The organism is Rhizobium sp. CSW-27, from assembly GCF_018760785.1.
GTDB lineage: Bacteria > Pseudomonadota > Alphaproteobacteria > Rhizobiales > Rhizobiaceae > Neorhizobium.
The window spans coordinates 40,425-61,312 of record NZ_JAHHZO010000013.1; the positions used below are offsets into that span (position 1 = coordinate 40,425).

Below are 20,888 nucleotides of genomic sequence, written 5' to 3' on the forward strand. Positions count from 1 at the left end.
CGGCGACCCCTTGCGCCGAACGGCCGCTGGCCGCGCCGCTATTCCTGCTGCACCTGCGCTGCGGCCTGTGCCGCAAGCTCCAGCAGCTTGACTCGGATCTCCGCGGCCCCGATGCCAAGCCCGGCCGCCTCGAAATCGGCCACAAGCCTGCGCACCAGATCCTCGTCGCCGGCCTCGGCCAGATCCGCCTCGACCAGTTCGGCCGCATAGGCATCGAGATCCTCTCGCCCGATCAATCCGCCCGCCCAGGCGGCAGCCAGCCGGTTGCGTCGCGCCCAGGCGCGGAACCGCTGTTCTTCATCAAGGGCGAACTTGTTTTCGAAGGCCTTTTCACGCTCGTTGAAGTTCGTCATCTTTCTCTCCATCCCTGACGGCAGAGAAAATGTATGAACGCCTTCCACCGGCTGCAATGCGGCAGATCAATGGACTTAGGGCGCGCGCATGTCCGCCAGCGTCTCCAGCAGCATCTGCTGCATCCGCGTCGCCAGATCCTGCTCGTCGAGCACGAGGGCGGCGGCGGCGAACTCGCCACGAAGGCGCGCCGTCAGTTCGTTGTCTTCGCGATGCTCGACGGCCCAGGCGGCGAATTCTTCCGCATAGGCAATCGGATTGGGCTTGCCGAGCAGTTGCCCCGCCCACAGCCCGATCAGCTTGTTGCGCCGCGCAGCGGCACGAAACTGCGCGGCTTCCTCATGGGCAAACCTGTCCTCGAGCGCGCGCGCCCGGTCTTGCAAAGTGATCATCGTGGTCCCCGCTGCGATAGGCGCCCCCTGGCGCGTCGAACAGACTTCAGGAAACTGACGCAGAAGATTTGCCAAACCGTGTAGGCCAAGGGTGAACGAATCCTTCCCCGCTGTGTCGTCCTCCACCACATGCTCCGCCAACGCGCATTGTGAATTGCACGGATTTCCGTTATGGGACCGCACAAACACCCTTCACGGCGCCGCAACCGGCGCCCAACAACAAGAGACAGAAACTCATGAACCGTCGCCGCCGTATCTACGAAGGCAAGGCCAAGATCCTTTACGAAGGCCCCGAACCCGGCACGCTGATCCAGTTCTTCAAGGACGATGCAACGGCCTTCAACAAGAAGAAGCACGACATCATCGACGGCAAGGGCGTGCTGAACAACCGCATCAGCGAATATATCTTCACGCACCTGAACAAGATCGGCATCCCCACGCACTTCATCCGCCGGCTGAACATGCGCGAGCAGCTGATCAAGGAAGTGGAGATGATCCCGCTCGAGATCGTCGTGCGCAATGTGGCCGCCGGTTCGCTCTCCACGCGGCTTGGCATCGAGGAAGGCGTGGTTCTGCCGCGCTCGATCATCGAATTCTACTATAAGTCCGACCAGCTCGGCGATCCGATGGTCTCCGAGGAGCACATCACCGCCTTCGGCTGGGCCAATCCGGCCGAGCTCGACGACATCATGGCGCTCGCCATTCGCGTCAACGACTTCCTCTCCGGCCTCTTCCTCGGCGTCGGCATCCAGCTCGTCGATTTCAAGATCGAATGCGGCCGCCTGTTCGAGGGCGACATGATGCGCATCATCCTGGCCGACGAGATTTCGCCGGACAGCTGCCGCCTGTGGGACATCGAGACCAAGGAAAAGATGGACAAGGACCGCTTCCGTCGCGACCTCGGCGGCCTGCTGGAAGCCTATTCCGAAGTTGCCCGTCGTCTCGGCATCATCAACGAAAACGAACCGATCCGCGGCACCGGCCCGGTTCTGGTCCAGTAAGCTTCGAGGAGCACCCAGTGATCAAGGCACGCGTCACCGTCACGTTGAAGAACGGCGTTCTGGACCCGCAGGGCAAGGCCATCGAAGGCGCGCTCGGCAGCCTCGGCTTCGAGGGCGTCCACCAGGTTCGCCAGGGCAAGGTCTTCGATCTCGAACTCGACACCGCCGACCGGGCCAAGGCCGAGGAAGAGCTGAAGGCCATGTGCGAAAAGCTGCTGGCCAATACCGTCATCGAGAACTATTCTATCGCTCTCATCTGACGGTTGCCGAGCGTGTCATGGCCGACGAGCGCAGCAGGGAACTCGCCGAATCATTCGATGAACTCGTCCGGTTCATGAAGGTGATGAATCGGGAGCTTGCCGAAGGCCGGGCAAAGACCGACGCCTTGAAGAAGACGTTGTTCGGCGATCGCTTCTCTGCTGAGGAAGCGCGCTTTGGTTGACGTATCGCAGGACCTCACCAATGAACTGTTGCGCCGGCTTCATCACCGCGCCGACAAGACGGATCTCGTTGTGAGGGAATTGCGAAACGAACTCGGCTCGGTGCGTCTGGTTATCCATGCGCACCAAAATGACATCAACAACCTCTATGGGGCGCTTCACCAGATTGATGCGCGCATGGAGCGCATCGAAAATCCTCTCGAACTCCGAGAACTGTCAGAAGCACAAGCAAGGTTTGAGCCCCACCCATGAAGTCCGCCGTTCTCCAGCTTCCCGGCCTCAACCGCGACCGGGACATGATTGCCGCCCTCACGCGCATTTCCGGGCAGGCTCCGGTCACCGTCTGGCAGACGGAGACGGAGATCCCGGATGTCGACCTGATCGTCATCCCCGGCGGTTTCTCCTATGGTGACTATCTGCGCTGCGGCGCCATTGCCGCGCGCATGCCGGTGATGCAGGCCGTGCGCGAGAAGGCCGAGAAGGGCGTGAAGGTCCTCGGCGTCTGCAACGGGTTTCAGATCCTGGTCGAAGCCGGCATGCTGCCGGGCGCTCTGATGCGCAATGCCTCCCTGAAATTCGTCTGCAAGGAAGTGAAGCTCGAGGTCGTCAACGCCGACACCGACTTCACCCGCGCCTATGCCGAGGGTCAGATCATCCGCTGCCCGGTTGCCCATCACGATGGCAACTATTTCGTCGAGGACGAGACGCTGAAGGCGATGCAGGACAAGGGCCAGGTGGTGTTCCGTTATGCGCAAGGCACCAATCCGAACGGCTCGATGCTCGACATCGCGGGTGTGGTCAACGAAGCCGGCAACGTGCTCGGCATGATGCCGCATCCGGAAAACCTGATCGAGGCGGCGCACGGCGGTACCGATGGCCGCGGCATTTTCGCCTCCGCCCTTGATGTGATCGCGGCCTGAGCCACAGGCTCGCCGCAATCCTCCGCCAGCCATTCGACTGACGAGGCTCCGTGGCAACGCGGAGCCCGTTTCCCTCCTGAGCGACGCCCGGATCGGACCCCATGACCTTCAAGATCGCCCTCGCCTGCCTTGCCGTCGCCGTCCTCAGCCTGCAGGGATGCAAGAGCGAGCGCCCGTCTGCGGTCGCACCCGATCGCGCCGCACTTGCGACGATGGAGCGCATCGCGCTCGCCGCCAACAGCTGCTGGTTCAAGTCCGGCGACGCCGCCTTTGCAGCCTACCGGCTGGCGCCGGAACTCAATTCCTTCTCCGGTCGGCCGCGCATCCTCGCCGTGCCGCGCCACAGCCCGGAATCGCGCCCGCTGCTCGTCGTGCAGGCGGAAGGCAATCCCGCACGGCTCGATGCCTTCGGGCCGATGATGGAAGGCAGCCAGGCCGAGCGCATCCGCAAGGATGTCACCCGCTGGGCGTCGGGCGGCCGCGGCTGCTGATCCGGTCCCGGCGGCCTGCTGAAAGGCCGATGATTCGGCACCGGAAGATCGCAGTCCATCGCCTGCCGGGCCGCGAGGCTTGCGCCGGGCTTGACGCTGCCGCGCCCGAGCGGGCTCATCCTGCAACAACAGCATCATCATCGTTCTCTTTCTTGCCACAAAGGCCGGCAGCAGCCTTGCATTGAGGCAAGGGCCCGGCATAACCTCCGCCTCGCTGCTTCGGTCCCGAAGCGCTTCCTGTCCATCGGAGTTGACCTGAACGATGTCCCGAACTGCATTCAATACGCTGGCGGCGTCGCTGTTTGCCGCTGCCGGCTCCCTGTGTGCCATGGCAGGCCCGAGCCTGGCGCAGGATTCCGTTTTCGACGAAGCGCGCTTCGGTTCGGTTTTGGGCGTCGACAAGGACAACCCTGAAAAGGGCGCCTTCGTCACCGGCATGGTCTTCTTCGATCCGTGGGATCATGAACAGGCAACCGGCTGGAGCAAGTTCACCCGTCCCCGCATCCATGTCGGCGCCGATGTCAGCACCTCGGACGCGGCAAACCAGATCTATGCCGGCTTTTCCTGGACGGCCAATCTCAACGAGCGTTTCTTCCTGGAAGCCGGTTTCGGCGGCAGCCTGAACGACGGCAACCTGCACCCCGACGGCACCAGCGGCCCGGCACTCGGCTGCCATGCCCTCTTCCACGAATATCTCGCCGCCGGCGTCAATCTCGACAAGAACTGGCGCCTGATCGGCATGGCCGAACATTCCTCGCATGCCGGGCTCTGCGGCGACGACAATAGCGGCCTGACGCGGGCCGGCCTGCTGGTCGGCTACAAGTTCTGAGCCGGAACGGCTGCACAGGCGAAATTCATCTGGGCGCGACGGGAAATTTCCTGTCGCGCCCTTCTGCCATCTAGGCTAAAGAGACGCCAGTCTGGACCGCCCACTAGAGAAGACGATGACCATTTCCAACACGATCGCGATCACGCCCGACCTCATTGCCGCCCACGGGCTGAAGCCCGATGAATATCAGCGGATTCTCGATCTGATCGGCCGCGAGCCGAGCTTCACGGAACTCGGCATCTTCTCGGCCATGTGGAACGAGCACTGCTCCTACAAGTCGTCGAAGAAGTGGCTGCGCACCCTGCCGACCAAGGGGCCGCGCGTCATCCAGGGACCGGGCGAGAATGCCGGTGTCGTGGACATCGACGATGGAGACTGCGTCGTCTTCAAGATGGAGAGCCACAACCACCCCTCCTATATCGAGCCCTATCAGGGGGCGGCGACCGGCGTCGGCGGCATCCTGCGTGACGTCTTCACCATGGGTGCCCGCCCGGTGGCTGCCATGAACGCACTGCGCTTCGGCGCCCCCGATCATCCGAAGACGAAGCATCTCGTCTCCGGCGTCGTGGCTGGCGTCGGCGGATACGGCAATTCCTTCGGCGTTCCGACGGTCGGCGGCGAAGTGGAATTCGATGCCCGCTACAACGGCAACATCCTCGTCAACGCCTTTGCCGCCGGTCTCGCCAAGACGGACGCCATCTTCTACTCCAAGGCCGAAGGCGTCGGCCTTCCGGTCGTCTATCTCGGCGCCAAGACCGGCCGTGACGGCGTCGGCGGCGCCACCATGGCCTCCGCCGAATTCGACGAATCGATCGAGGAAAAGCGCCCGACCGTTCAGGTCGGCGACCCCTTCACCGAAAAATGCCTGCTGGAAGCCTGCCTTGAGCTGATGGCAACCGGCGCGGTCATCGCGATCCAGGACATGGGCGCTGCCGGCCTCACCTGCTCGGCGGTCGAAATGGGCGCCAAGGGCGACCTCGGCATCGAGCTCGACCTCGACAAGGTGCCGGTGCGCGAAGAGCGCATGACCGCCTATGAGATGATGCTCTCGGAAAGCCAGGAGCGCATGCTCATGGTTCTGCGCCCGGAAAAGGAAGAGGAAGCCAAGGCGATCTTCGTCAAGTGGGGCCTCGACTTTGCCATCGTCGGCAAGACAACGGACGACCTGCGCTTCCGCATCCTGCATCAGGGCGAGGAAGTCGCGAACCTGCCGATCAAGGATCTCGGCGACCAGGCCCCCGAGTATGACCGCCCCTGGCAGGCCTCCAACGGCCGCCCGCCGTTGCCGGCCGAACAGGTCGCTGCTCCTTCCGATTACAACGAGGCGCTCCTGAAGCTCGTGGGGTCAGCCAACCAGTCGAGCCGCCGCTGGGTCTATGAGCAGTATGACACGCTGATCCAGGGCAATTCGCTGCAGCTTCCGGGCGGCGATGCCGGTGTCGTGCGCGTCGAGGGTCATCCGACCAAGGCGCTCGCCTTTTCCTCCGACGTCACGCCGCGTTATGTCGAGGCTGATCCGGTCGAAGGTGGCAAGCAGGCGGTCGCCGAATGCTGGCGCAACATCACCGCGACCGGTGCCGAACCGCTCGCTGCAACCGACAACCTGAATTTCGGCAACCCGGAAAAGCCGGAGATCATGGGCCAGTTCGTCGGCGCCATCCAGGGCATCGGCGAAGCCTGCCGTGCGCTGGATTTTCCCATCGTCTCGGGCAATGTCTCGCTCTACAACGAGACGAACGGCGTGGCGATCCTGCCGACCCCGACGATTGCCGGCGTCGGCCTGCTGCCCGACTGGTCGAAGATGGCGCGTATCGGCTCCGCAAAGGCGGGCGACGTGCTGATCATGATCGGCATCGACGGCAGCCATCTCGGTTCCTCGGTCTATCTGCGTGACATTCTGGGCTCCACGGAAGGCCCGGCGCCGGTCGTGGATCTTGCCGCCGAACGCCGCCATGGCGATTTCGTCCGCGCGATCATCCGCAATGGCCAGGTGACCGCCTGCCACGACATCTCCTCTGGCGGCCTTGCCATTGCGCTGGCCGAAATGTGCATGGGCGCCGGTGAGGGTGCGACACTCTCGCTTGCGGAAGGCCGCGGCCTGCCGCATGCCCAGCTGTTCGGCGAAGACCAGGCCCGTTACGTGGTGGCCGTTCCTGCCGATCTCGCCAACTTCGTGCGCGCCAGCGCCGAATCGGCCGGAGTGCCCTTCCGCACGCTCGGCACGCTCGGCGGCGAACGCCTCGTCATCGACGCGATCATCGACATTGCCGTTGCCGATCTCGCTGCAGCACATGAAGGCTGGTTCCCCAGCTTTATGGCGTGACCATATAAGGAAGCGCTTTGACAATGGCGCGCTTTTTGGCACTCTTGCTGAAAAGCGCGTTGCGACTGACTTGAAAGGAATGACCCATGCCCATGCGCCCCGGTGACATCGAAGACATGATCAAGGCGGGGATCCCAGGTGCCAAGGTCAAGATCCGCGACCTCGCCGGCGATGGCGACCATTACGCGGCGGAAGTGGTCGCGGAAGCCTTCCGCGGCAAGACGCGCGTGCAGCAGCACCAGATGGTCTATGAGGCGCTGAAGGGCAATATGGGCGGCGTGCTGCATGCGCTGGCGCTGCAGACATCCGCACCGGATTGACACACCCCGCCAACAAGCCGCAACGGTTCACGCGATTTGATGGTTTCCAGCACCCGCAATGGCTGGAATTTGTCAAATCCCGTGTTATTTAAGGCTCAACAGCGCCCGGACCTTGACCCCGGGCAGGAAAGGAATGGAGCCATGAGCGGAATTCACGCATTGATTGACAGCGAAGTGAAGGGCAACGACGTCGTTCTCTTCATGAAGGGCACGCCGCAGTTCCCGCAGTGCGGGTTCTCGGGCCAGGTGGTGCAGATCCTCGATTACCTCGGCGTCGACTACAAGGGCATCAACGTGCTCGCCGACCAGGAAATCCGCCAGGGCATCAAGGATTATTCGAACTGGCCGACCATTCCGCAGCTCTACATCAAGGGCGAATTCGTCGGCGGATGTGACATCGTCCGTGAAATGTTCCAGTCCGGCGAACTGCAGTCTCATTTCCAGGAACAGGGCATCGCCGTTCGCGGCGCTGCCTAAGGGGCCTCTTGCCGGCGCACCCGGCAGTCATCGATTTCAGATCGAGGCGCCGCCATCCCGCGGCGCCTTTGCATTTTCAGGATAATTGATCGTGACATCCGTAACCAACGTGGCGCCAGCCCGGCTGAAAGGCATGGGCAAGGCGGAATTCATTGCGATGATGGCCATGCTGATGGCGCTCAATGCGCTGGCCATCGACATCATGCTGCCCGCCTTGCAGCAGATCGGCGAAGCATTGCAGGTGGCGGACGTGAACGAGCGTCAGTTCATCGTCTCCTCCTATCTGTTCGGCTTCGGCTTTGCGCAGCTGCTCTACGGGCCGATCTCCGACCGGTTCGGCCGCCGCATGCCGATGATCTTCGGCCTGGCGCTTTATATCATCTGTGCGCTCGCAATCGTTGCCATTCCCTCCTTTGGCGGCCTGCTGGCGCTGCGCTTCATCCAGGGGGCAGGTGCCGCCTCCACCCGCGTCATTACCGTGTCGATCGTGCGTGACGTCTTCGGTGGTCGCGCCATGGCGGAAGTCATGTCGCTGATCATGATGGTCTTCATGATCGTGCCGATCATCGCGCCGGGAACCGGGCAGCTGATCATGCTCGGCGGCGACTGGCACCTGATCTTCCTGTTCATCGCGGTAATGGGCATGGCCATCCTCGCCTGGATGATGATCCGGCTGCCCGAGACATTGTCACCGGCCGATGTGCGGCCGCTGACATTCTCCTCGATCGCTGGCGGCTTTCGCATCGTCCTCACCAACCGTATCGCGCTGTGCTACACGATCGCCGCGACCTTCATCTTCGGCGCCCTGTTCGGTTTCATCAATTCGGCCCAACAGATCTATGTCGGCATCTATGGCCTCGGCCCCTGGTTCCCGGTCGCCTTCGCAGCGGTCGCCGCCTTCATGTCGCTTGCCTCGTTCATCAACGCGAAGCTCGTAGGTCGCTTCGGCATGCGTCGCCTCTCGCATGCCTCGCTGCTCGCCTTCATCGTCATCAACGCGCTCTGGCTGGTCGTCCAGCTCGTCGGGCCGCAACCGATGCCCTTCCTGCTGTTCATCAGCTTCTTCGGGCTTGCCATGTTCATGTTCGGCTGGATCGGTGCGAACTTCAATTCGCTGGCCATGGAGCCGCTTGGCCACGTGGCCGGCACGGCCTCGTCCGTCCTCGGTTTCATGAGCACGGTCGGCGGTGCGGCGATCGGCGCCGTGATCGGCCAGGCCTTCAACGGCACGGCACTGCCCATGGTGGCGGGTTTCTGTTCCGTCTCCTTCATCGGCCTGCTGTTCGTGCTGATCGCCGAAAAGGGCAAGCTTTTCCAGGCGCATAATCCGCGGGTCTGATCGATCCGCCCTCAGCATCAGAAAGCCCTGGCATCAGACCGATGCCAGGGCTTTTTGCCATTCAGCAATTGGCCGAGAAACGACCCTCAGCCGATGATCTCATCACGCAGAATACGCCAGCTCTCCGGATTGCTCGCCACCAGCAGGCCGCCGTCGAGATCGGTCGGGCGATAGGGGCTGCCGTCGAAGCGTGCCGCGTGGCCACCCGCTTCCTGCGCAATCAGCGTGCCGGCCAGATGATCCCAGGGCATCAGCTTGTTGTACATGACAAAATCGACATGACCGCCGACCAGCGTGCGATATTCATGCGCCGCACAGCGATAGCAGGCGAACATCCTGACCTTTGCGAGGTTGCTGAGAATCTTCTCGCGCTGTTCGCCGAAGAAATAACCGGCGGATGCCATGCCGATCATCGCTTCCAGCGGTTTTGCGTCGGCAACCGACAAACGCATGGCATCGCCATCCGGCCGGCGCAGATAGGCGCCGCTGCCCTTTTCCGCCATCACCCAGTCGTCGCCCATCGGATCATAGATCAGGCCGGCAATCGTCTCGTTGCGGTAAACCACCGAAGCCATCACGCCGAAGGCCGGGATGCCGGAGGCAAAGTTGAAGGTGCCATCCACCGGATCCACGATGATCGCCAGTTCCGCATCCTTCAGCTTCGCCAAAAGCGCCGGATCGGCTGCCACCGATTCCTCGCCGATGAACAGCGCCTGCGGTGCAAGTTGCTGCAGTTCCGCCCGGATCATCCGCTCGGCATTCACATCCGCCTCGGTCACCAGATCGGTCGCCTCGCTCTTGGCGCGCACGTCGCCGTCGGACAGCCGGCGAAAACGCGGCAGGATCTCGGCCTTGGCAGCACGTCTCAAAACGTCCGCCAGTGCCATCACATCAATGCTCATGGAATACCTCAGTCTTTCGGGGAAGCGGAAAGGGATGCGAAATCGAACAGCTTGGGATCGAGCAGATGCGAGGGGTTCACATGCGACAGCGCCCGCAGCATGCGGTCCTTGCGACCCGGCATCTGCGTTTCCATCGTCGAGAGCATCTGCTTCATCGCATTGCGCTGCAGCCCATCCTGCGAGCCGCAGAGGTCGCAGGGGATGATCGGAAACTGCATGGCCGCGGCAAATTTCGCCAGATCCTCTTCCGCGCAATAGGCCAGAGGACGCAGCACGAAGAGGTCTCCCTCGTCGTTCAAGAGCTTCGCCGGCATGCCGGCCAGCCGCCCGCCGTGGAAGAGGTTCATGAAGAAGGTTTCGAGAATGTCATCGCGGTGATGCCCCAGCACCAGTGCGTCGCAGCCCTCCTCGCGCGCCACGCGGTAGAGATTGCCGCGCCTCAGGCGCGAACAGAGCGAGCAATAGGTGGCGCCTTCCGGCACCTTTTCCTTCACCACCGAATAGGTGTCGCGATATTCGATGCGGTGTTTCACGCCGATACCGGCAAGATACTCCGGCAGGATGTGTTTGGGAAAATTCGGCTGGCCCTGATCGAGATTGCAGGCCACCAGTTCCACCGGTAACAGCCCGCGCCACTGGAGATCCATCAACAGCGCCAGCAGGGAATAGCTGTCCTTGCCGCCGGAGAGGCCAATCAGCCAGCGGCGCTGGTCCTTCAGCATGCCGAAATCATCGATCGCCTGGCGCACCTGCCGCAGCAGGCGCTTGCGAAGCTTGTTGAAGGCGGTCGTCTGTGGCGCATGGGCAAACAGTCCGCTGAGAAAGCCATCGCCCTCCACCGGCATGTCGTCCGTCTCGTCGATCGCCACCGCCAGCGTCACGCCAGTCTCCTTCTCCGCTCAGCACCCACCCGGGAAAGGCCAAGCCACGCCCCCGGGTTGACCCGACGTGCACCTGGCCTAAGGGCCGCGCCAACACCCGTCCCCGTTCTGCCGTTCACATCAGCCGGCGATTGCCGCAGCCACCGCCTCAATCGCCTCATCGGCCCTGGCACCATCCGGACCGCCGGCCTGCGCCATGTCGGGACGGCCACCACCGCCCTTGCCGCCAAGCGCCACAGAGGCCACCCGCACCAGATCGACAGCACTGAGGCGCTCGGTCAGATCGGCGGTGACGCCGACAACCGCGCTCGCCTTGCCATCCTCGCTGACGGCGATCAGCAGCACTACGCCGGAGCCGAGACCGGTCTTGGCCTCGTCCACCAGGCCCTTGAGGTCCTTGGCATCCACACCGCTGACGGCCTTGCCGAGATACTTGACGCCGGCCACTTCGCGCACCTCGGCAGCCGCACCGCCCTGGGCACCGCCCATGGCCAGCTTGCGGCGGGCATCCGCCAGTTCCTTTTCAAGCTTCTTGCGCTCGTCCATCAGTGCCTCGACGCGCGGCAGCAGTTCGCCCGGCTGCACCTTCAGCACGGCGGCCAGCGCCTTCACGCGCTCGTCCTGCTCCGCCAGATAGGCACGGGCGCCCTCGCCCGTCACGGCCTCGATGCGGCGCACGCCCGAGCCGACGGCGCTTTCACCGAGCACGCGCACCAGACCGATTTCGCCGGTGGAAGCCACATGCGTGCCACCGCACAGTTCGATCGAGTAGGGCTTGCCCGCCTTGGCGCCTTCGATGCCGGTGCCCATCGCAACGACACGCACTTCTTCACCGTATTTTTCGCCGAACAGCGCCATGGCGCCCTCGGCAATCGCGTCGTCGACGCTCATCAGGCGCGTCGTCACCGGCGCATTCTGCAGGATGATGGCATTCGCCATGTCTTCGACGCGGGCAAGCTCCTCGGCCGACATCGGCTTCGGATGGGAAATGTCGAAGCGCAGGCGCTCCGGCGCCACCAGCGATCCCTTCTGGGCGACATGCGTGCCGAGCACTTCGCGCAATGCCTCGTGCAGCAGGTGGGTGGCGGAGTGATTGGCGCGCAGACGCGAACGGCGCGCGTGGTCGACCGTCAGCACCACCGCATCACCGGTCTTCAGCACGCCTTCTGCAACCACCGCCGCATGCACGAACAGGCCCTCGCCCTTCTTCTGCGTATCGGTCACCGAAAGCTTCGCGCCGTCTGTGGAGATCACGCCGGTATCGCCCATCTGGCCGCCCGATTCACCGTAGAACGGTGTCTGGTTGACGACGATCTGCACCGTCTCGCCAGCCTTGGCCTCGTTCACCACGACGCCATCGCGCACGATTGCCTGCACCACACCCTCGGCCGATTCGGTATCGTAGCCGAGGAATTCGGTCGCGCCGAACTTCTCCTTGAGTTCAAACCAGACGCCTTCGGTCGCCTTCTCGCCGGACCCCGCCCAGCTGGCGCGGGCTTCGGCCTTCTGGCGCTGCATGGCATCGTTGAAGCCGGTCAGGTCCACGCCGATGCCGCGGGCGCGCAGCGCATCCTGCGTGAGATCGAGCGGGAAGCCATAGGTGTCGTAGAGCTTGAAGGCGGTTTCGCCGTCAAGCGAATCACCCTTGCCGAGCGTTTCCGTGGCATCCGAGAGAAGCGAGAGGCCACGCGCCAGCGTCGTTCGGAACTTGCCTTCCTCGAGCTTCAGCGTTTCGGAAATCAGCGATTCCGCGCGCCCAAGCTCCGGATAGGCGCGACCCATTTCGCCGACAAGCGCCGGCAGCAGACGGTACATCAAAGGTTCGCGGGCGCCGAGCAACTGCATGTGGCGCATGGCGCGGCGCATGATGCGGCGCAGAACATAACCGCGGCCTTCGTTCGACGGCAGAACGCCATCGGCAATCAGGAAGGCGGATGAGCGCAGATGGTCGGCAATCACGCGGAAGCTTGCGGCCTGATCGCCTTCGGCCTTGACGCCGACGACATCCTCGGTTGCGGCAATCAGCGCCTTGAACAGATCGGTGTCGAAGACGCTCGAAACGCCCTGCAGGATGCAGGCCATACGCTCCAGGCCCATGCCTGTGTCGATCGAGGGACGCGGCAGCGGCGTACGCTCGCCCGGCGCCGACTGGTCGAACTGCATGAAGACGAGGTTCCAGAATTCGAGGAAGCGGTCGCCATCCTCTTCGGGAGAGCCGGGCGGGCCACCCCAGACATGCTCGCCCTGGTCGATGAAGATTTCCGAGCAGGGACCGCAGGGGCCGGTATCGCCCATCTGCCAGAAATTGTCCGAGGTCGGGATACGGATGATCTTGTCGTCCGAAAGCCCGGCGATCTTCTTCCAGAGGCTCGCCGCTTCGTCATCCTCGGCATAGACCGTGACGAGCAGGCGTTCCTTCGGCAGGTCGAAGCCCTTGGTGACGAGGTTCCAGGCAAGCTCGATGGCGCGGTCCTTGAAATAGTCGCCGAAGGAGAAGTTGCCGAGCATTTCGAAGAAGGTCAGGTGTCGCGCGGTATAGCCGACATTGTCCAGGTCGTTGTGCTTGCCGCCGGCGCGCACGACCTTCTGCGAGGTGGTCGCCGTGGAATAGGGCCGGGTTTCAAGACCGGTGAAGACGTTCTTGAACTGCACCATGCCGGCATTGGTGAACATCAGCGTCGGGTCGTTGCGCGGCACGAGCGGACTGGAAGAAACGATCTCGTGACCGTTCTTGCGGAAATAGTCGAGGAAGGTCGACCGGATCTCATTCACGCCACTCATGCAACAGCCCTTATACCCCCGCCCCTGGCGGTCCCTACATCCAAAAACCACTGGCTTTTAACGTTCCAGCCGGACCCTGTCCAGCAGGACGAAAAACCGGCCGCACAACATCTCTGGTCGCGCGGCCGGCTCAAAAAATGTCCGGAAGAAAAGGACGCCGATCACGCGTCCGGATCAGCCTCGCCGTCATTGGCCTCCGGCCCGCCATTCTGCAGGAAGCGGTCGGCGATCAGGCCGGCATTCTGGCGCAGCGCCATCTCGATCTCGCGCGCCACTTCCGGATTGTCGCGCAGGAAGATCTTCGCGTTTTCACGTCCCTGCCCCAGCCGCTGACTGTTGTAGGAGAACCAGGCGCCCGACTTTTCGACAATGCCGGCCTTGACGCCGAGATCGACCAGCTCGCCGGTCTTGGACACGCCCTCGCCATACATGATGTCGAATTCGACCTGCTTGAAGGGCGGCGCCATCTTGTTCTTGACCACCTTGACGCGGGTCTGGTTGCCGACAACCTCCTCGCGCTCCTTGACGGCGCCGATGCGGCGGATATCGAGGCGCACGGAGGCGTAGAACTTCAGCGCGTTGCCGCCCGTGGTGGTTTCCGGCGAGCCGAACATCACGCCGATCTTCATGCGGATCTGGTTGATGAAGATCACCATGCAGTTCGAGCGGGAGATGGAAGCCGTCAGCTTGCGCAGCGCCTGGCTCATCAGGCGTGCCTGCAGGCCCGGCAGGTTGTCGCCCATCTCGCCTTCGATTTCGGCGCGCGGCGTCAGTGCCGCGACCGAATCGACGACCAGCACGTCGACAGCACCGGAGCGCACCAGCGTATCGGTGATTTCCAGCGCCTGCTCGCCAGTGTCCGGCTGCGAGATCAGAAGGTTCTGCAGATCGACCCCCAGCTTGCGGGCATAGACCGGATCCAGCGCATGCTCGGCATCCACGAAGGCGCAGATGCCGCCCTTCTTCTGGGCTTCCGCAATGGTCTGCAGCGCCAGCGTCGTCTTGCCCGAGCTTTCCGGTCCGTAGATCTCGACGATGCGCCCCTTGGGCAGGCCGCCGATGCCGAGTGCGATGTCCAGGCTGAGCGATCCGGTCGACACGGTCTCGATCTCGACCACGCTCTCGTTCGCCCCGAGCTTCATGATCGAACCCTTGCCGAAGGAGCGTTCGATCTGGGAGAGTGCCGCCTCCAGCGCCTTGCTTTTGTCCACTGTCTTTTCCTCTACGAGCCGCAATGAATTCTGTGCCATCCTATCCACCTTTAGGTTATTGCAGCCGCGCGGGCAACAAGCATCCGATGGGCAAGATGTACTCTTTTTGTTCTCTTTTTGCAAGGGGCAACCAAACCCCTGAATCGCAAAATTAAATCGACCTGCGTTCTCTGGACGTTCCGCCACCGGCCGCCGCTGCGGATGCGCCCTGCGGTCCCCTGCCGGCGCCCCGCCTTGCCATCAGTCCTTGCGGTCGAGCATTTCGCGCACCGCAACTGCCAGCTGCTTCAGCGAGAAGGGCTTCGGCAGGAAACCGAACTTCGCATCGGCCGGCAGGTTGCGGGCGAAGGCATCCTCGGCATAGCCGGAGACGAAAATGAACTTCAGGTCCGGATAGGTCTTGCGCAGTTCGCGCAGCAGCGAAGGTCCGTCCATTTCCGGCATCACCACGTCGGAAACGACGATGTCCACCTTGCCGTCCAGTTCCTGCATGATGTCGAGCGCCTCGGTGCCGGAGCCCGCTTCGTGCACGGTATAGCCGCGCGTTTCCAGCATGCGCTTGCCGCCGCGGCGCACCGCCTCCTCGTCCTCGACCAGCAGCACCACGGCGGAATTGCCGGTCAGGTCGATGTCCTGCTGCGGCGCGGCCGTATCGGCCGCCGCCGCCTGCGGCAGGCTGTGGCTTGCCGCCTGCTGGTCTGCCGGCGCCTGTTCGGCCACCGGCTTCACGTCCGGCACATGGCGCGGCAGGAAGACGCGGAACGTTGTACCCCTGCCGACCTCCGATTCGGGATAGATGTAGCCGCCGGACTGTTTCACGATGCCATAGACCATCGACAGCCCGAGACCGGTGCCCTTGCCCACCTCCTTGGTGGTGAAGAAGGGCTCGAAGATCTTGTCCATGATGTCGGGGGCAATGCCGGTGCCGGTATCGGCCACCTCGACCATCACGAAATCCTCCGCCGGCAGCCGGGCGCTCGGGAAGGTCACGGCCTCGTCGGCCGTCACGTTGCGGGTGCGGATGCGGATCTCGCCACCGCCCGGCATGGCATCGCGCGCATTGACGCACAGGTTGATCAGCACCTGCTCGAACTGCGAAAGGTCGGTGCGCACCGGCCACAGGTCGCGGCCATAGTCCACCTCCAGCTTCACATTGGTGCCGGAAATCAGCCGGTCGACCAGCATGCGCAGATCGCCCACCACGTCGGTCAGGTTCAGCACCACCGGGCGCATGGTCTGCTTGCGCGAGAAGGCAAGCAGCTGACGCACCAGAACCGCAGCGCGGTTGGCATTGCGCTTGATCTCCATCAGGTCGGCAAAGCTCGCATCGGAGGGACGCGCCTGCAGCAGCAGATGATCGGAGGACAGCAGGATGGCGGTCAGCACATTATTGAAATCATGCGCGATGCCGCCCGCCAGCGTGCCCACCGCGTTCATCTTCTGCGTCTGGGCCATCTGGGTTTCCAGCGCCTTCTGCTCGGTGGTCTCGACCGCATAGACGATCGCCACCTCTTCCGGCGCCTCGTCGCTCTCGTCGATCACGGCATTGACGTAGAAGCGCACATGCCGGCTGTCATCGCCGGGATGCCGGCAATCGATGGGCGCGATATCACCCTGGCGGTCCTTGGCGGCCATCAGCGCCCGTTCCAGATCTGCACGCGCGCTCTCGTGCACGATCACATCGAGCGAAACGCCGGAATCGACGTCGTCACGCGACACGACGCCGGAAAACAGCCGCAGGAACGGCGCGTTGATGCGCAGGATCTTGCCATCGCCACCAATCGAGGCAATCGCCATCGGCGTGTTGTTGAAGAAGCGGGTGAAGCGCATGGCGGATGCCGACTGGTCCCCGCCTTCGGCGCGTGAGCGCGCCAGCACCACGGTGCGGCTTTCGCCCGGCGCCCCGTCGCGCATCGAGGAGACGGAATGCACCAGCCGCACCGGCAGGCTCTGGCCGTTGCTGCGGCGCAGGTCGAGATCCAGCGTCTCCGTGCGCTTCTGGCCCGGGCCGGCCTGCACGGACTGGATCAGCGCCATGCCCTCGCCTGCCACCATGTCGGACATGGTCATCGAGCCCGGCACGAACTTGGTGAGGTCAAGCCCCAGCCATTCGGCAAGCGTCGCGTTCAGATAGAACACCTCGCCCTTCTTGCCGGCGGAGAAGAAGCCGACGGGTGCGTGGTCCAGATAGTCGATGGCGTTCTGCAGTTCGCGGAAAAAGCGCTCCTGCTCCTCCCGCTCGGAGGTGATGTCGGCGATCTGCCACACATCGAGCGGCGCCGGCAGAAGCGGCGAGACCAGAATGCGCGCCTTCAGCCGATACCAGTGGGCGCCGGCGCCATTGGCGGAACCGCGGCCGAGCGGCTTCAGCAGGCGGAATTCCTCGTGGCCGCCGCGCCCGTCGCGCAGGGCGGTCGTCAGCCGGTAGAGCGCTTCCGTCGCCTCGCTGTTCTTGGAAAGCAGCGCCTCCAGCGATTGCGCATTGCTGGCCTTGGTGGCACCGGTCAGTCGACCATAGGCGGCATTGGCATAGAGAATGCGGCCGCGCCGGTCAGTCACCAGAATGCCGTCCGGATGGCCGGCGAGATAGCTGGCGGCGAAATCGTCGGAGCGCGATTGCGGCATCACCTCGACGAAACCGATCATCGAGGAAACGATGAAGAAGATGCCGACCATGGCAAGAACGCCGAGAACGCCCAGCACGATCTCGTTGTCCATCACGTCCTTGAACAGCACGAAGGCGATCGACACGCCAACCAGCACCAGCGCCAGCAAAAGCAGGCGCAGCACGGTGCCGCCGCGCGTTCCCCGGTCAACCAGGGGCGCGTCATAGCCGCCGATCGGTTGCGATTTCGTCATCACACCTCGCATTTCGACCGGTTACTGAACATCTCGGCCACGGAATCGGTCCATTGCTCTTCCATAGCAATTTGCGGACCTGCCAAAAAGCGCCGAGGATCAGAAACCCGTTGAAGACATTCACAATCCTATTGCCGAGGGCATGTTTGCATCCATATCTGGGCAGCACGGCACGGCCGTCCTGCCGGGTCGGCACCCGCTTCTATGCGGCCTCTGGCTTGCGGCGGACTTGCGACTTGCCTAACCTTCGTCCGAACCGGGCGGCCCATGCCGCACCCTGGAGCCGGACGGCGGCGGGCAGGGAACCGGCGTCCGGCAGCGACATGATGTGCTGCCGCCAATCAGACAGGGAGATGCATGCATGGTCGATGATCTGATGGGAGCCTATGGCAGCCGCCTTGTCATTGCCGTGGCCGGCGTGGCGCTGGCGCTCCTGGCGCTCGTCCTCGTTCTGTGGCTGGTCAGGCGTCGCAGCGGCCCCTCGCCCTTTCTGCGTGGCGGCAAGAATCGCCAGCCGCGCCTGCAGGTTCTGGATGCCGCCGCCGTCGATGCACGCCGGCGTATCGTGCTGGTGCGACGCGACGACGTGGAACATCTCGTCATGATCGGCGGCCCGACCGACATCGTCATCGAAAGCGGCATCCGCACCTCCGAGAACGGCACCCTGTCGGCCATGCCGCCGGGCCTGCCCTCCCGCCGCGAGGACGCGCGCCTCGCACCGCAGGCCGAGCCCGCCGCGCTGAACGCGCCGCCGCGCCGATTGGAAGCCCCGGACGAACCGGTTGTCGCGCCGACCGGCGCCGCTGTGGCGATGCAGCGCCTGGATGCCGCCCCGGCGCGACCGCGCCCGCGTGCAGAACCGGCCGCCCCCGCTGTCGCCGCTCAGACGGCCCCCACAGCTCCCGTGCAGGCGGCTGGCGAGGCGGAAGCCCCGCGCGTGCGCCGCATAGAGCCGGCCGAGGCTCAACCGGCCCGCCCGGATGCAGGGCGGGAAGCCTCCAGGGATACCTTCCGGGAAGCGCGTACCGCAACCGAACAGACACCCGCACCGCCGCCGGCCGACCCGGCGCAGCCCGCCGTGACGGTGTCCCAGGCGCCGACGGATCTTGGAGCGGCCAGCGATGTGCTGGAAGCCGCCCGCCGCCGCGTGTTCCAGTCCGGCCAGTCACCCCAGCCGGAAGCCGACCGGGAGAGCCGTCGCGACAGCCAGCCCGCCTCGCCTGCCACTGCCACGGCCCCTGCACTGGCTCCGATCTCCGCCACGCCGGTGCCGGCGCGCACGCTGGGCAGCGATTTCGACCGTATTCTCGAGGAGGAAATGGCGAGCAACCTCGCCGCCGACCGACGCGACAGACCGGCAGTGACGGCCACGCCCTCGACGCCACGCCGCGATCCGGCCGCCCCGCGCATCACCGGCGCTGCACCGGAACCCTCGCTGCAGGCGGAAGTGGCACGCATCTTCGGCGAAATGTCCGTGACGCGCGATGACCGCTGAGCGCCATCGGCCCGGACCGGCCGGGCGGGGCTCGGTCGGCGGGGCACTGCTCAAAAAATGCGCAATAAAAAAGGCACGCGAGCGAGCGTGCCTGGAATTTTCTGAGACCGGATTGCGGACAGAGCGCGATTATTCGTCGCGATAGACCTTTTCCCGGCGCTCGTGGCGCTCCTGCGCCTCGATGGAAAGCGTCGCGATCGGCCGTGCATCCAGGCGCTTCAGCCCGATCGGCTCGCCGGTTTCCTCGCAATAACCATAGGTGCCGTCCTCGATCCGCTGCAGGGCAGCGTCGATCTTGGAGATCAGTTTTCTCTGACGGTCACGGGCACGAAGTTCGATGGCCCTGTCGGTTTCGGAGGAGGCCCGGTCGGCGAGATCGGGATGGTTGGCGCTTTCTTCAGCGAGGTGGTCGAGCGTTTCGCGCGCTTCTCTCAGGATATCATTTTTCCAGGCTATGAGCTTGGCTCGGAAGTATGCCCTCTGGTTGGCATTCATGAACTCTTCATCTTCCGAGAGGACGTAGCTGCTAAGGTCGATCTTCTCACTCAACGCGATTCTCCTGAAGAACAGCTCTCACGCGGCGTCCTATACTCCATTCCGACATGCTGATTCAAGCCTTTAGGGCGGCATTAGGGCATTTTTAAAACTGACACAAAAATCAGCTAACTGGCTATTCCTTATGCGTTTTTGCGAACAGGCGGGCAAACCGTGCCGCAGACGTGATGGCGCCGCAAGCCCGGGGCGTGCCTCTCCGGGACAGTTGACGGAAGGACCGCCGGCAGGCTACTCGAAGGCGTCGATCAGCCGCGCGGACCCCTCCATGATCAGCATCGAACCACCGCCTTCCCGCATCTATCTCCTCCGCCATGCCCGTTCCGGATGGCCGCAGCCCGGCGGCCGCGATTTCGACCGCGCCCTCGATGATCACGGTTACGCGGAGGCGGAAGTCGTCGCCACGCTTGCCGCTGACCGCCGCTATCAGCCCGAACTCGTCCTGTGTTCCACCGCGCTGCGCTGCCGGCAGACAGCCGATGCCATTCACCGCGCCTTCGGCGAGGAGATCGAACTGAGCTTCATCGACGAGCTCTACAACGGTACGCTCGAAACCTATCTCGCGGTTCTCGATGCGCAGGATGCCGCCCGCGCCGTCATGCTGATCGGTCACAACCCCACCATGGAGGAACTGCTGGAAGCGATGATCGGGCAGGACCGCATGGCCGCCCTCATTCCGAGCGGTTACCCGACGGCCGGCCTGACCGTGCTCGACCATGGGGGCCCGCTGATGGCGGCCGCCGGCACCTGGCAGGTGAAGGATTTCATCACGGCGTAGGGCGGACCGAACCTGAACTGCCGCATCCGACCTTTCGAGGTTCCTCGCAGGCTGTTGCATCGTCAGCTACCATCCGCCTTGAGGCTGCATCCAGTTTCGATGGCTGTTATGCCACGCGCCGCGCGGCCTGCGTACGACCGCCATAGCCCCAGGCCTCCGCATCGATGTCCTGGATCACTACATAGGTCGCCTCCGACAGTCTGCCATCACAGAAATGCGCGATGAGCGCATGGGCTTCGGCAATGAAGGCAGCCTTTTCCGCCTCGCTGTTGGTACCGCGTGTGACGAAGACATCGAGATGCGCGGCCACCGGCACCGTATCGCCCCCAATCGACCAGAAGGCGGTCTCGCTGACCTCCACGAGGACTGCGGTCAGGTCGGCGCGTTTGTTCAGCACCTTTTCCATCAGACGTGTGATCGCCTGCTGCAACGCGCGGATCTCCTCAGCCCGGGCGTTGATCCCGGCCAGTCTTGCATGAACGAAGGGCATGGCCCGTTTCCTCTTCCGTGATTGACGGCGCCATCCTACGCAGGCACAGTCATTTT

At 63.8% G+C, this 20,888-nt stretch carries 22 protein-coding genes; 13 read left to right on the forward strand and 9 right to left on the reverse strand.

Annotated features, from left to right (window positions below; all coding sequences use genetic code 11):
* Positions 1 to 38: 38 nt before the first annotated feature.
* Entirely contained in the window at positions 39 to 353 is a 315-nt protein-coding gene (locus KLP42_RS20940) for a DUF1476 domain-containing protein (RefSeq protein ID WP_215569044.1), read from the reverse strand.
* Between the two features lie 75 nt (positions 354 to 428).
* Positions 429 to 743 carry an ATPase inhibitor subunit zeta gene (locus KLP42_RS20945; protein WP_215569046.1) on the reverse strand — a complete coding sequence of 105 codons (315 nt, stop codon included), beginning with the start codon at positions 741 to 743 and terminating at the stop codon, positions 429 to 431.
* Positions 744 to 979: 236 nt separating this feature from the next.
* Between KLP42_RS20945 and purC the strand changes: the two genes are divergently transcribed.
* From purC to KLP42_RS21000, 11 genes are all read left to right on the forward strand, one after another.
* Positions 980 to 1,744 carry a phosphoribosylaminoimidazolesuccinocarboxamide synthase gene (purC, locus tag KLP42_RS20950; protein WP_215569049.1) on the forward strand — a complete coding sequence of 255 codons (765 nt, stop codon included), beginning with the start codon at positions 980 to 982 and terminating at the stop codon, positions 1,742 to 1,744.
* A 17-nt stretch (positions 1,745 to 1,761) separates the two neighbouring features.
* On the forward strand, positions 1,762 to 2,004 hold the full coding sequence (gene purS, locus KLP42_RS20955) for a phosphoribosylformylglycinamidine synthase subunit PurS (protein WP_215569057.1): 243 nt from the start codon (positions 1,762 to 1,764) through the stop codon (positions 2,002 to 2,004).
* A gap of 17 nt (positions 2,005 to 2,021) precedes the next feature.
* On the forward strand, positions 2,022 to 2,186 hold the full coding sequence (locus KLP42_RS20960) for a hypothetical protein (RefSeq protein WP_215569059.1): 165 nt from the start codon (positions 2,022 to 2,024) through the stop codon (positions 2,184 to 2,186).
* Positions 2,179 to 2,436 (forward strand): hypothetical protein, encoded by a 258-nt coding sequence (locus KLP42_RS20965; protein WP_215569061.1) that lies wholly within the window; start codon positions 2,179 to 2,181, stop codon positions 2,434 to 2,436. Before KLP42_RS20960 ends, KLP42_RS20965 begins: the two co-directional genes overlap by 8 nt.
* Positions 2,433 to 3,104 (forward strand): phosphoribosylformylglycinamidine synthase subunit PurQ, encoded by a 672-nt coding sequence (gene purQ / locus KLP42_RS20970; protein ID WP_215569064.1) that lies wholly within the window; start codon positions 2,433 to 2,435, stop codon positions 3,102 to 3,104. Before KLP42_RS20965 ends, purQ begins: the two co-directional genes overlap by 4 nt.
* A 101-nt stretch (positions 3,105 to 3,205) precedes the next feature.
* Entirely contained in the window at positions 3,206 to 3,595 is a 390-nt protein-coding gene (locus tag KLP42_RS20975; protein WP_215569066.1) for a hypothetical protein, read from the forward strand.
* A gap of 262 nt (positions 3,596 to 3,857) precedes the next feature.
* Positions 3,858 to 4,424, forward strand: a complete 567-nt coding sequence (locus KLP42_RS20980) for an acyloxyacyl hydrolase (RefSeq protein WP_215569068.1) — start codon at positions 3,858 to 3,860, stop codon at positions 4,422 to 4,424.
* A 115-nt stretch (positions 4,425 to 4,539) separates the two neighbouring features.
* Positions 4,540 to 6,747, forward strand: coding sequence for a phosphoribosylformylglycinamidine synthase subunit PurL (gene purL, locus KLP42_RS20985; protein WP_215569070.1), 2,208 nt, complete (start codon positions 4,540 to 4,542; stop codon positions 6,745 to 6,747).
* 86 nt (positions 6,748 to 6,833) lie between these two features.
* Positions 6,834 to 7,067, forward strand: coding sequence for a BolA/IbaG family iron-sulfur metabolism protein (locus KLP42_RS20990; protein ID WP_215569072.1), 234 nt, complete (start codon positions 6,834 to 6,836; stop codon positions 7,065 to 7,067).
* 141 nt (positions 7,068 to 7,208) lie between these two features.
* Positions 7,209 to 7,544, forward strand: coding sequence for a Grx4 family monothiol glutaredoxin (gene grxD / locus KLP42_RS20995; protein WP_215569074.1), 336 nt, complete (start codon positions 7,209 to 7,211; stop codon positions 7,542 to 7,544).
* Positions 7,545 to 7,677: 133 nt separating this feature from the next.
* On the forward strand, positions 7,678 to 8,883 hold the full coding sequence (locus KLP42_RS21000; RefSeq protein WP_215569183.1) for a multidrug effflux MFS transporter: 1,206 nt from the start codon (positions 7,678 to 7,680) through the stop codon (positions 8,881 to 8,883).
* Positions 8,884 to 8,969: 86 nt separating this feature from the next.
* Here the strand turns inward: KLP42_RS21000 and KLP42_RS21005 are convergent, their stop codons facing one another.
* The 5 genes from KLP42_RS21005 to cckA all read right to left on the reverse strand — a co-directional run bounded on the left by KLP42_RS21005 (position 8,970) and on the right by cckA (position 17,517).
* Entirely contained in the window at positions 8,970 to 9,785 is an 816-nt protein-coding gene (locus tag KLP42_RS21005) for an inositol monophosphatase family protein (protein ID WP_215569077.1), read from the reverse strand.
* Between the two features lie 8 nt (positions 9,786 to 9,793).
* Positions 9,794 to 10,630 carry a tRNA 2-thiocytidine(32) synthetase TtcA gene (gene ttcA / locus KLP42_RS21010; RefSeq protein ID WP_252193150.1) on the reverse strand — a complete coding sequence of 279 codons (837 nt, stop codon included), beginning with the start codon at positions 10,628 to 10,630 and terminating at the stop codon, positions 9,794 to 9,796.
* Positions 10,631 to 10,786: 156 nt separating this feature from the next.
* Positions 10,787 to 13,447, reverse strand: coding sequence for an alanine--tRNA ligase (gene alaS / locus KLP42_RS21015; protein WP_215569082.1), 2,661 nt, complete (start codon positions 13,445 to 13,447; stop codon positions 10,787 to 10,789).
* Between the two features lie 161 nt (positions 13,448 to 13,608).
* Positions 13,609 to 14,697 (reverse strand): recombinase RecA, encoded by a 1,089-nt coding sequence (recA, locus tag KLP42_RS21020; RefSeq protein ID WP_215569084.1) that lies wholly within the window; start codon positions 14,695 to 14,697, stop codon positions 13,609 to 13,611.
* Positions 14,698 to 14,898: 201 nt separating this feature from the next.
* Positions 14,899 to 17,517: a cell cycle histidine kinase CckA gene (gene cckA, locus KLP42_RS21025; protein WP_215569086.1), complete on the reverse strand. Its 2,619-nt coding sequence runs from the start codon at positions 17,515 to 17,517 to the stop codon at positions 14,899 to 14,901.
* Between the two features lie 361 nt (positions 17,518 to 17,878).
* Between cckA and KLP42_RS21030 the strand changes: the two genes are divergently transcribed.
* Positions 17,879 to 19,012, forward strand: a complete 1,134-nt coding sequence (locus KLP42_RS21030) for a flagellar biosynthetic protein FliO (protein ID WP_215569088.1) — start codon at positions 17,879 to 17,881, stop codon at positions 19,010 to 19,012.
* Between the two features lie 129 nt (positions 19,013 to 19,141).
* On the opposite strand, the gene dksA is transcribed toward KLP42_RS21030, so the two are convergent.
* The gene (gene dksA, locus KLP42_RS21035) at positions 19,142 to 19,561 is read right to left on the reverse strand and encodes an RNA polymerase-binding protein DksA (RefSeq protein WP_062554305.1); all 420 of its coding nucleotides are present in this window, start codon (positions 19,559 to 19,561) and stop codon (positions 19,142 to 19,144) included.
* Between the two features lie 271 nt (positions 19,562 to 19,832).
* On the opposite strand from dksA, the gene KLP42_RS21040 reads away from it, so the two are divergent.
* Positions 19,833 to 20,342 carry a SixA phosphatase family protein gene (locus KLP42_RS21040; protein WP_215569090.1) on the forward strand — a complete coding sequence of 170 codons (510 nt, stop codon included), beginning with the start codon at positions 19,833 to 19,835 and terminating at the stop codon, positions 20,340 to 20,342.
* 106 nt (positions 20,343 to 20,448) lie between these two features.
* Here the strand turns inward: KLP42_RS21040 and KLP42_RS21045 are convergent, their stop codons facing one another.
* Positions 20,449 to 20,832, reverse strand: a complete 384-nt coding sequence (locus KLP42_RS21045) for a tautomerase family protein (protein ID WP_215569092.1) — start codon at positions 20,830 to 20,832, stop codon at positions 20,449 to 20,451.
* Positions 20,833 to 20,888: the final 56 nt, after the last annotated feature.

Coding starts and splice junctions, on each gene's coding strand:
- purQ (WP_215569064.1), top strand. CDS start 2,433: ATGAAGTCCGCCGTTCTCCAGCTTCCCGGCCTCAACCGCGACCGGGAC.
- grxD (WP_215569074.1), top strand. CDS start 7,209: ATGAGCGGAATTCACGCATTGATTGACAGCGAAGTGAAGGGCAACGAC.
- KLP42_RS20945 (WP_215569046.1), bottom strand. CDS start 743: ATGATCACTTTGCAAGACCGGGCGCGCGCGCTCGAGGACAGGTTTGCC.
- KLP42_RS21030 (WP_215569088.1), top strand. CDS start 17,879: ATGGTCGATGATCTGATGGGAGCCTATGGCAGCCGCCTTGTCATTGCC.
- KLP42_RS21040 (WP_215569090.1), top strand. CDS start 19,833: ATGATCAGCATCGAACCACCGCCTTCCCGCATCTATCTCCTCCGCCAT.
- alaS (WP_215569082.1), bottom strand. CDS start 13,447: ATGAGTGGCGTGAATGAGATCCGGTCGACCTTCCTCGACTATTTCCGC.
- KLP42_RS21000 (WP_215569183.1), top strand. CDS start 7,678: ATGGGCAAGGCGGAATTCATTGCGATGATGGCCATGCTGATGGCGCTC.
- KLP42_RS20940 (WP_215569044.1), bottom strand. CDS start 353: ATGACGAACTTCAACGAGCGTGAAAAGGCCTTCGAAAACAAGTTCGCC.
- cckA (WP_215569086.1), bottom strand. CDS start 17,517: ATGACGAAATCGCAACCGATCGGCGGCTATGACGCGCCCCTGGTTGAC.
- KLP42_RS21005 (WP_215569077.1), bottom strand. CDS start 9,785: ATGAGCATTGATGTGATGGCACTGGCGGACGTTTTGAGACGTGCTGCC.
- ttcA (WP_252193150.1), bottom strand. CDS start 10,630: ATGCCGGTGGAGGGCGATGGCTTTCTCAGCGGACTGTTTGCCCATGCG.
- KLP42_RS20990 (WP_215569072.1), top strand. CDS start 6,834: ATGCCCATGCGCCCCGGTGACATCGAAGACATGATCAAGGCGGGGATC.
- KLP42_RS20960 (WP_215569059.1), top strand. CDS start 2,022: ATGGCCGACGAGCGCAGCAGGGAACTCGCCGAATCATTCGATGAACTC.
- KLP42_RS21045 (WP_215569092.1), bottom strand. CDS start 20,832: ATGCCCTTCGTTCATGCAAGACTGGCCGGGATCAACGCCCGGGCTGAG.
- purL (WP_215569070.1), top strand. CDS start 4,540: ATGACCATTTCCAACACGATCGCGATCACGCCCGACCTCATTGCCGCC.
- KLP42_RS20980 (WP_215569068.1), top strand. CDS start 3,858: ATGTCCCGAACTGCATTCAATACGCTGGCGGCGTCGCTGTTTGCCGCT.
- KLP42_RS20975 (WP_215569066.1), top strand. CDS start 3,206: ATGACCTTCAAGATCGCCCTCGCCTGCCTTGCCGTCGCCGTCCTCAGC.
- recA (WP_215569084.1), bottom strand. CDS start 14,697: ATGGCACAGAATTCATTGCGGCTCGTAGAGGAAAAGACAGTGGACAAA.
- purC (WP_215569049.1), top strand. CDS start 980: ATGAACCGTCGCCGCCGTATCTACGAAGGCAAGGCCAAGATCCTTTAC.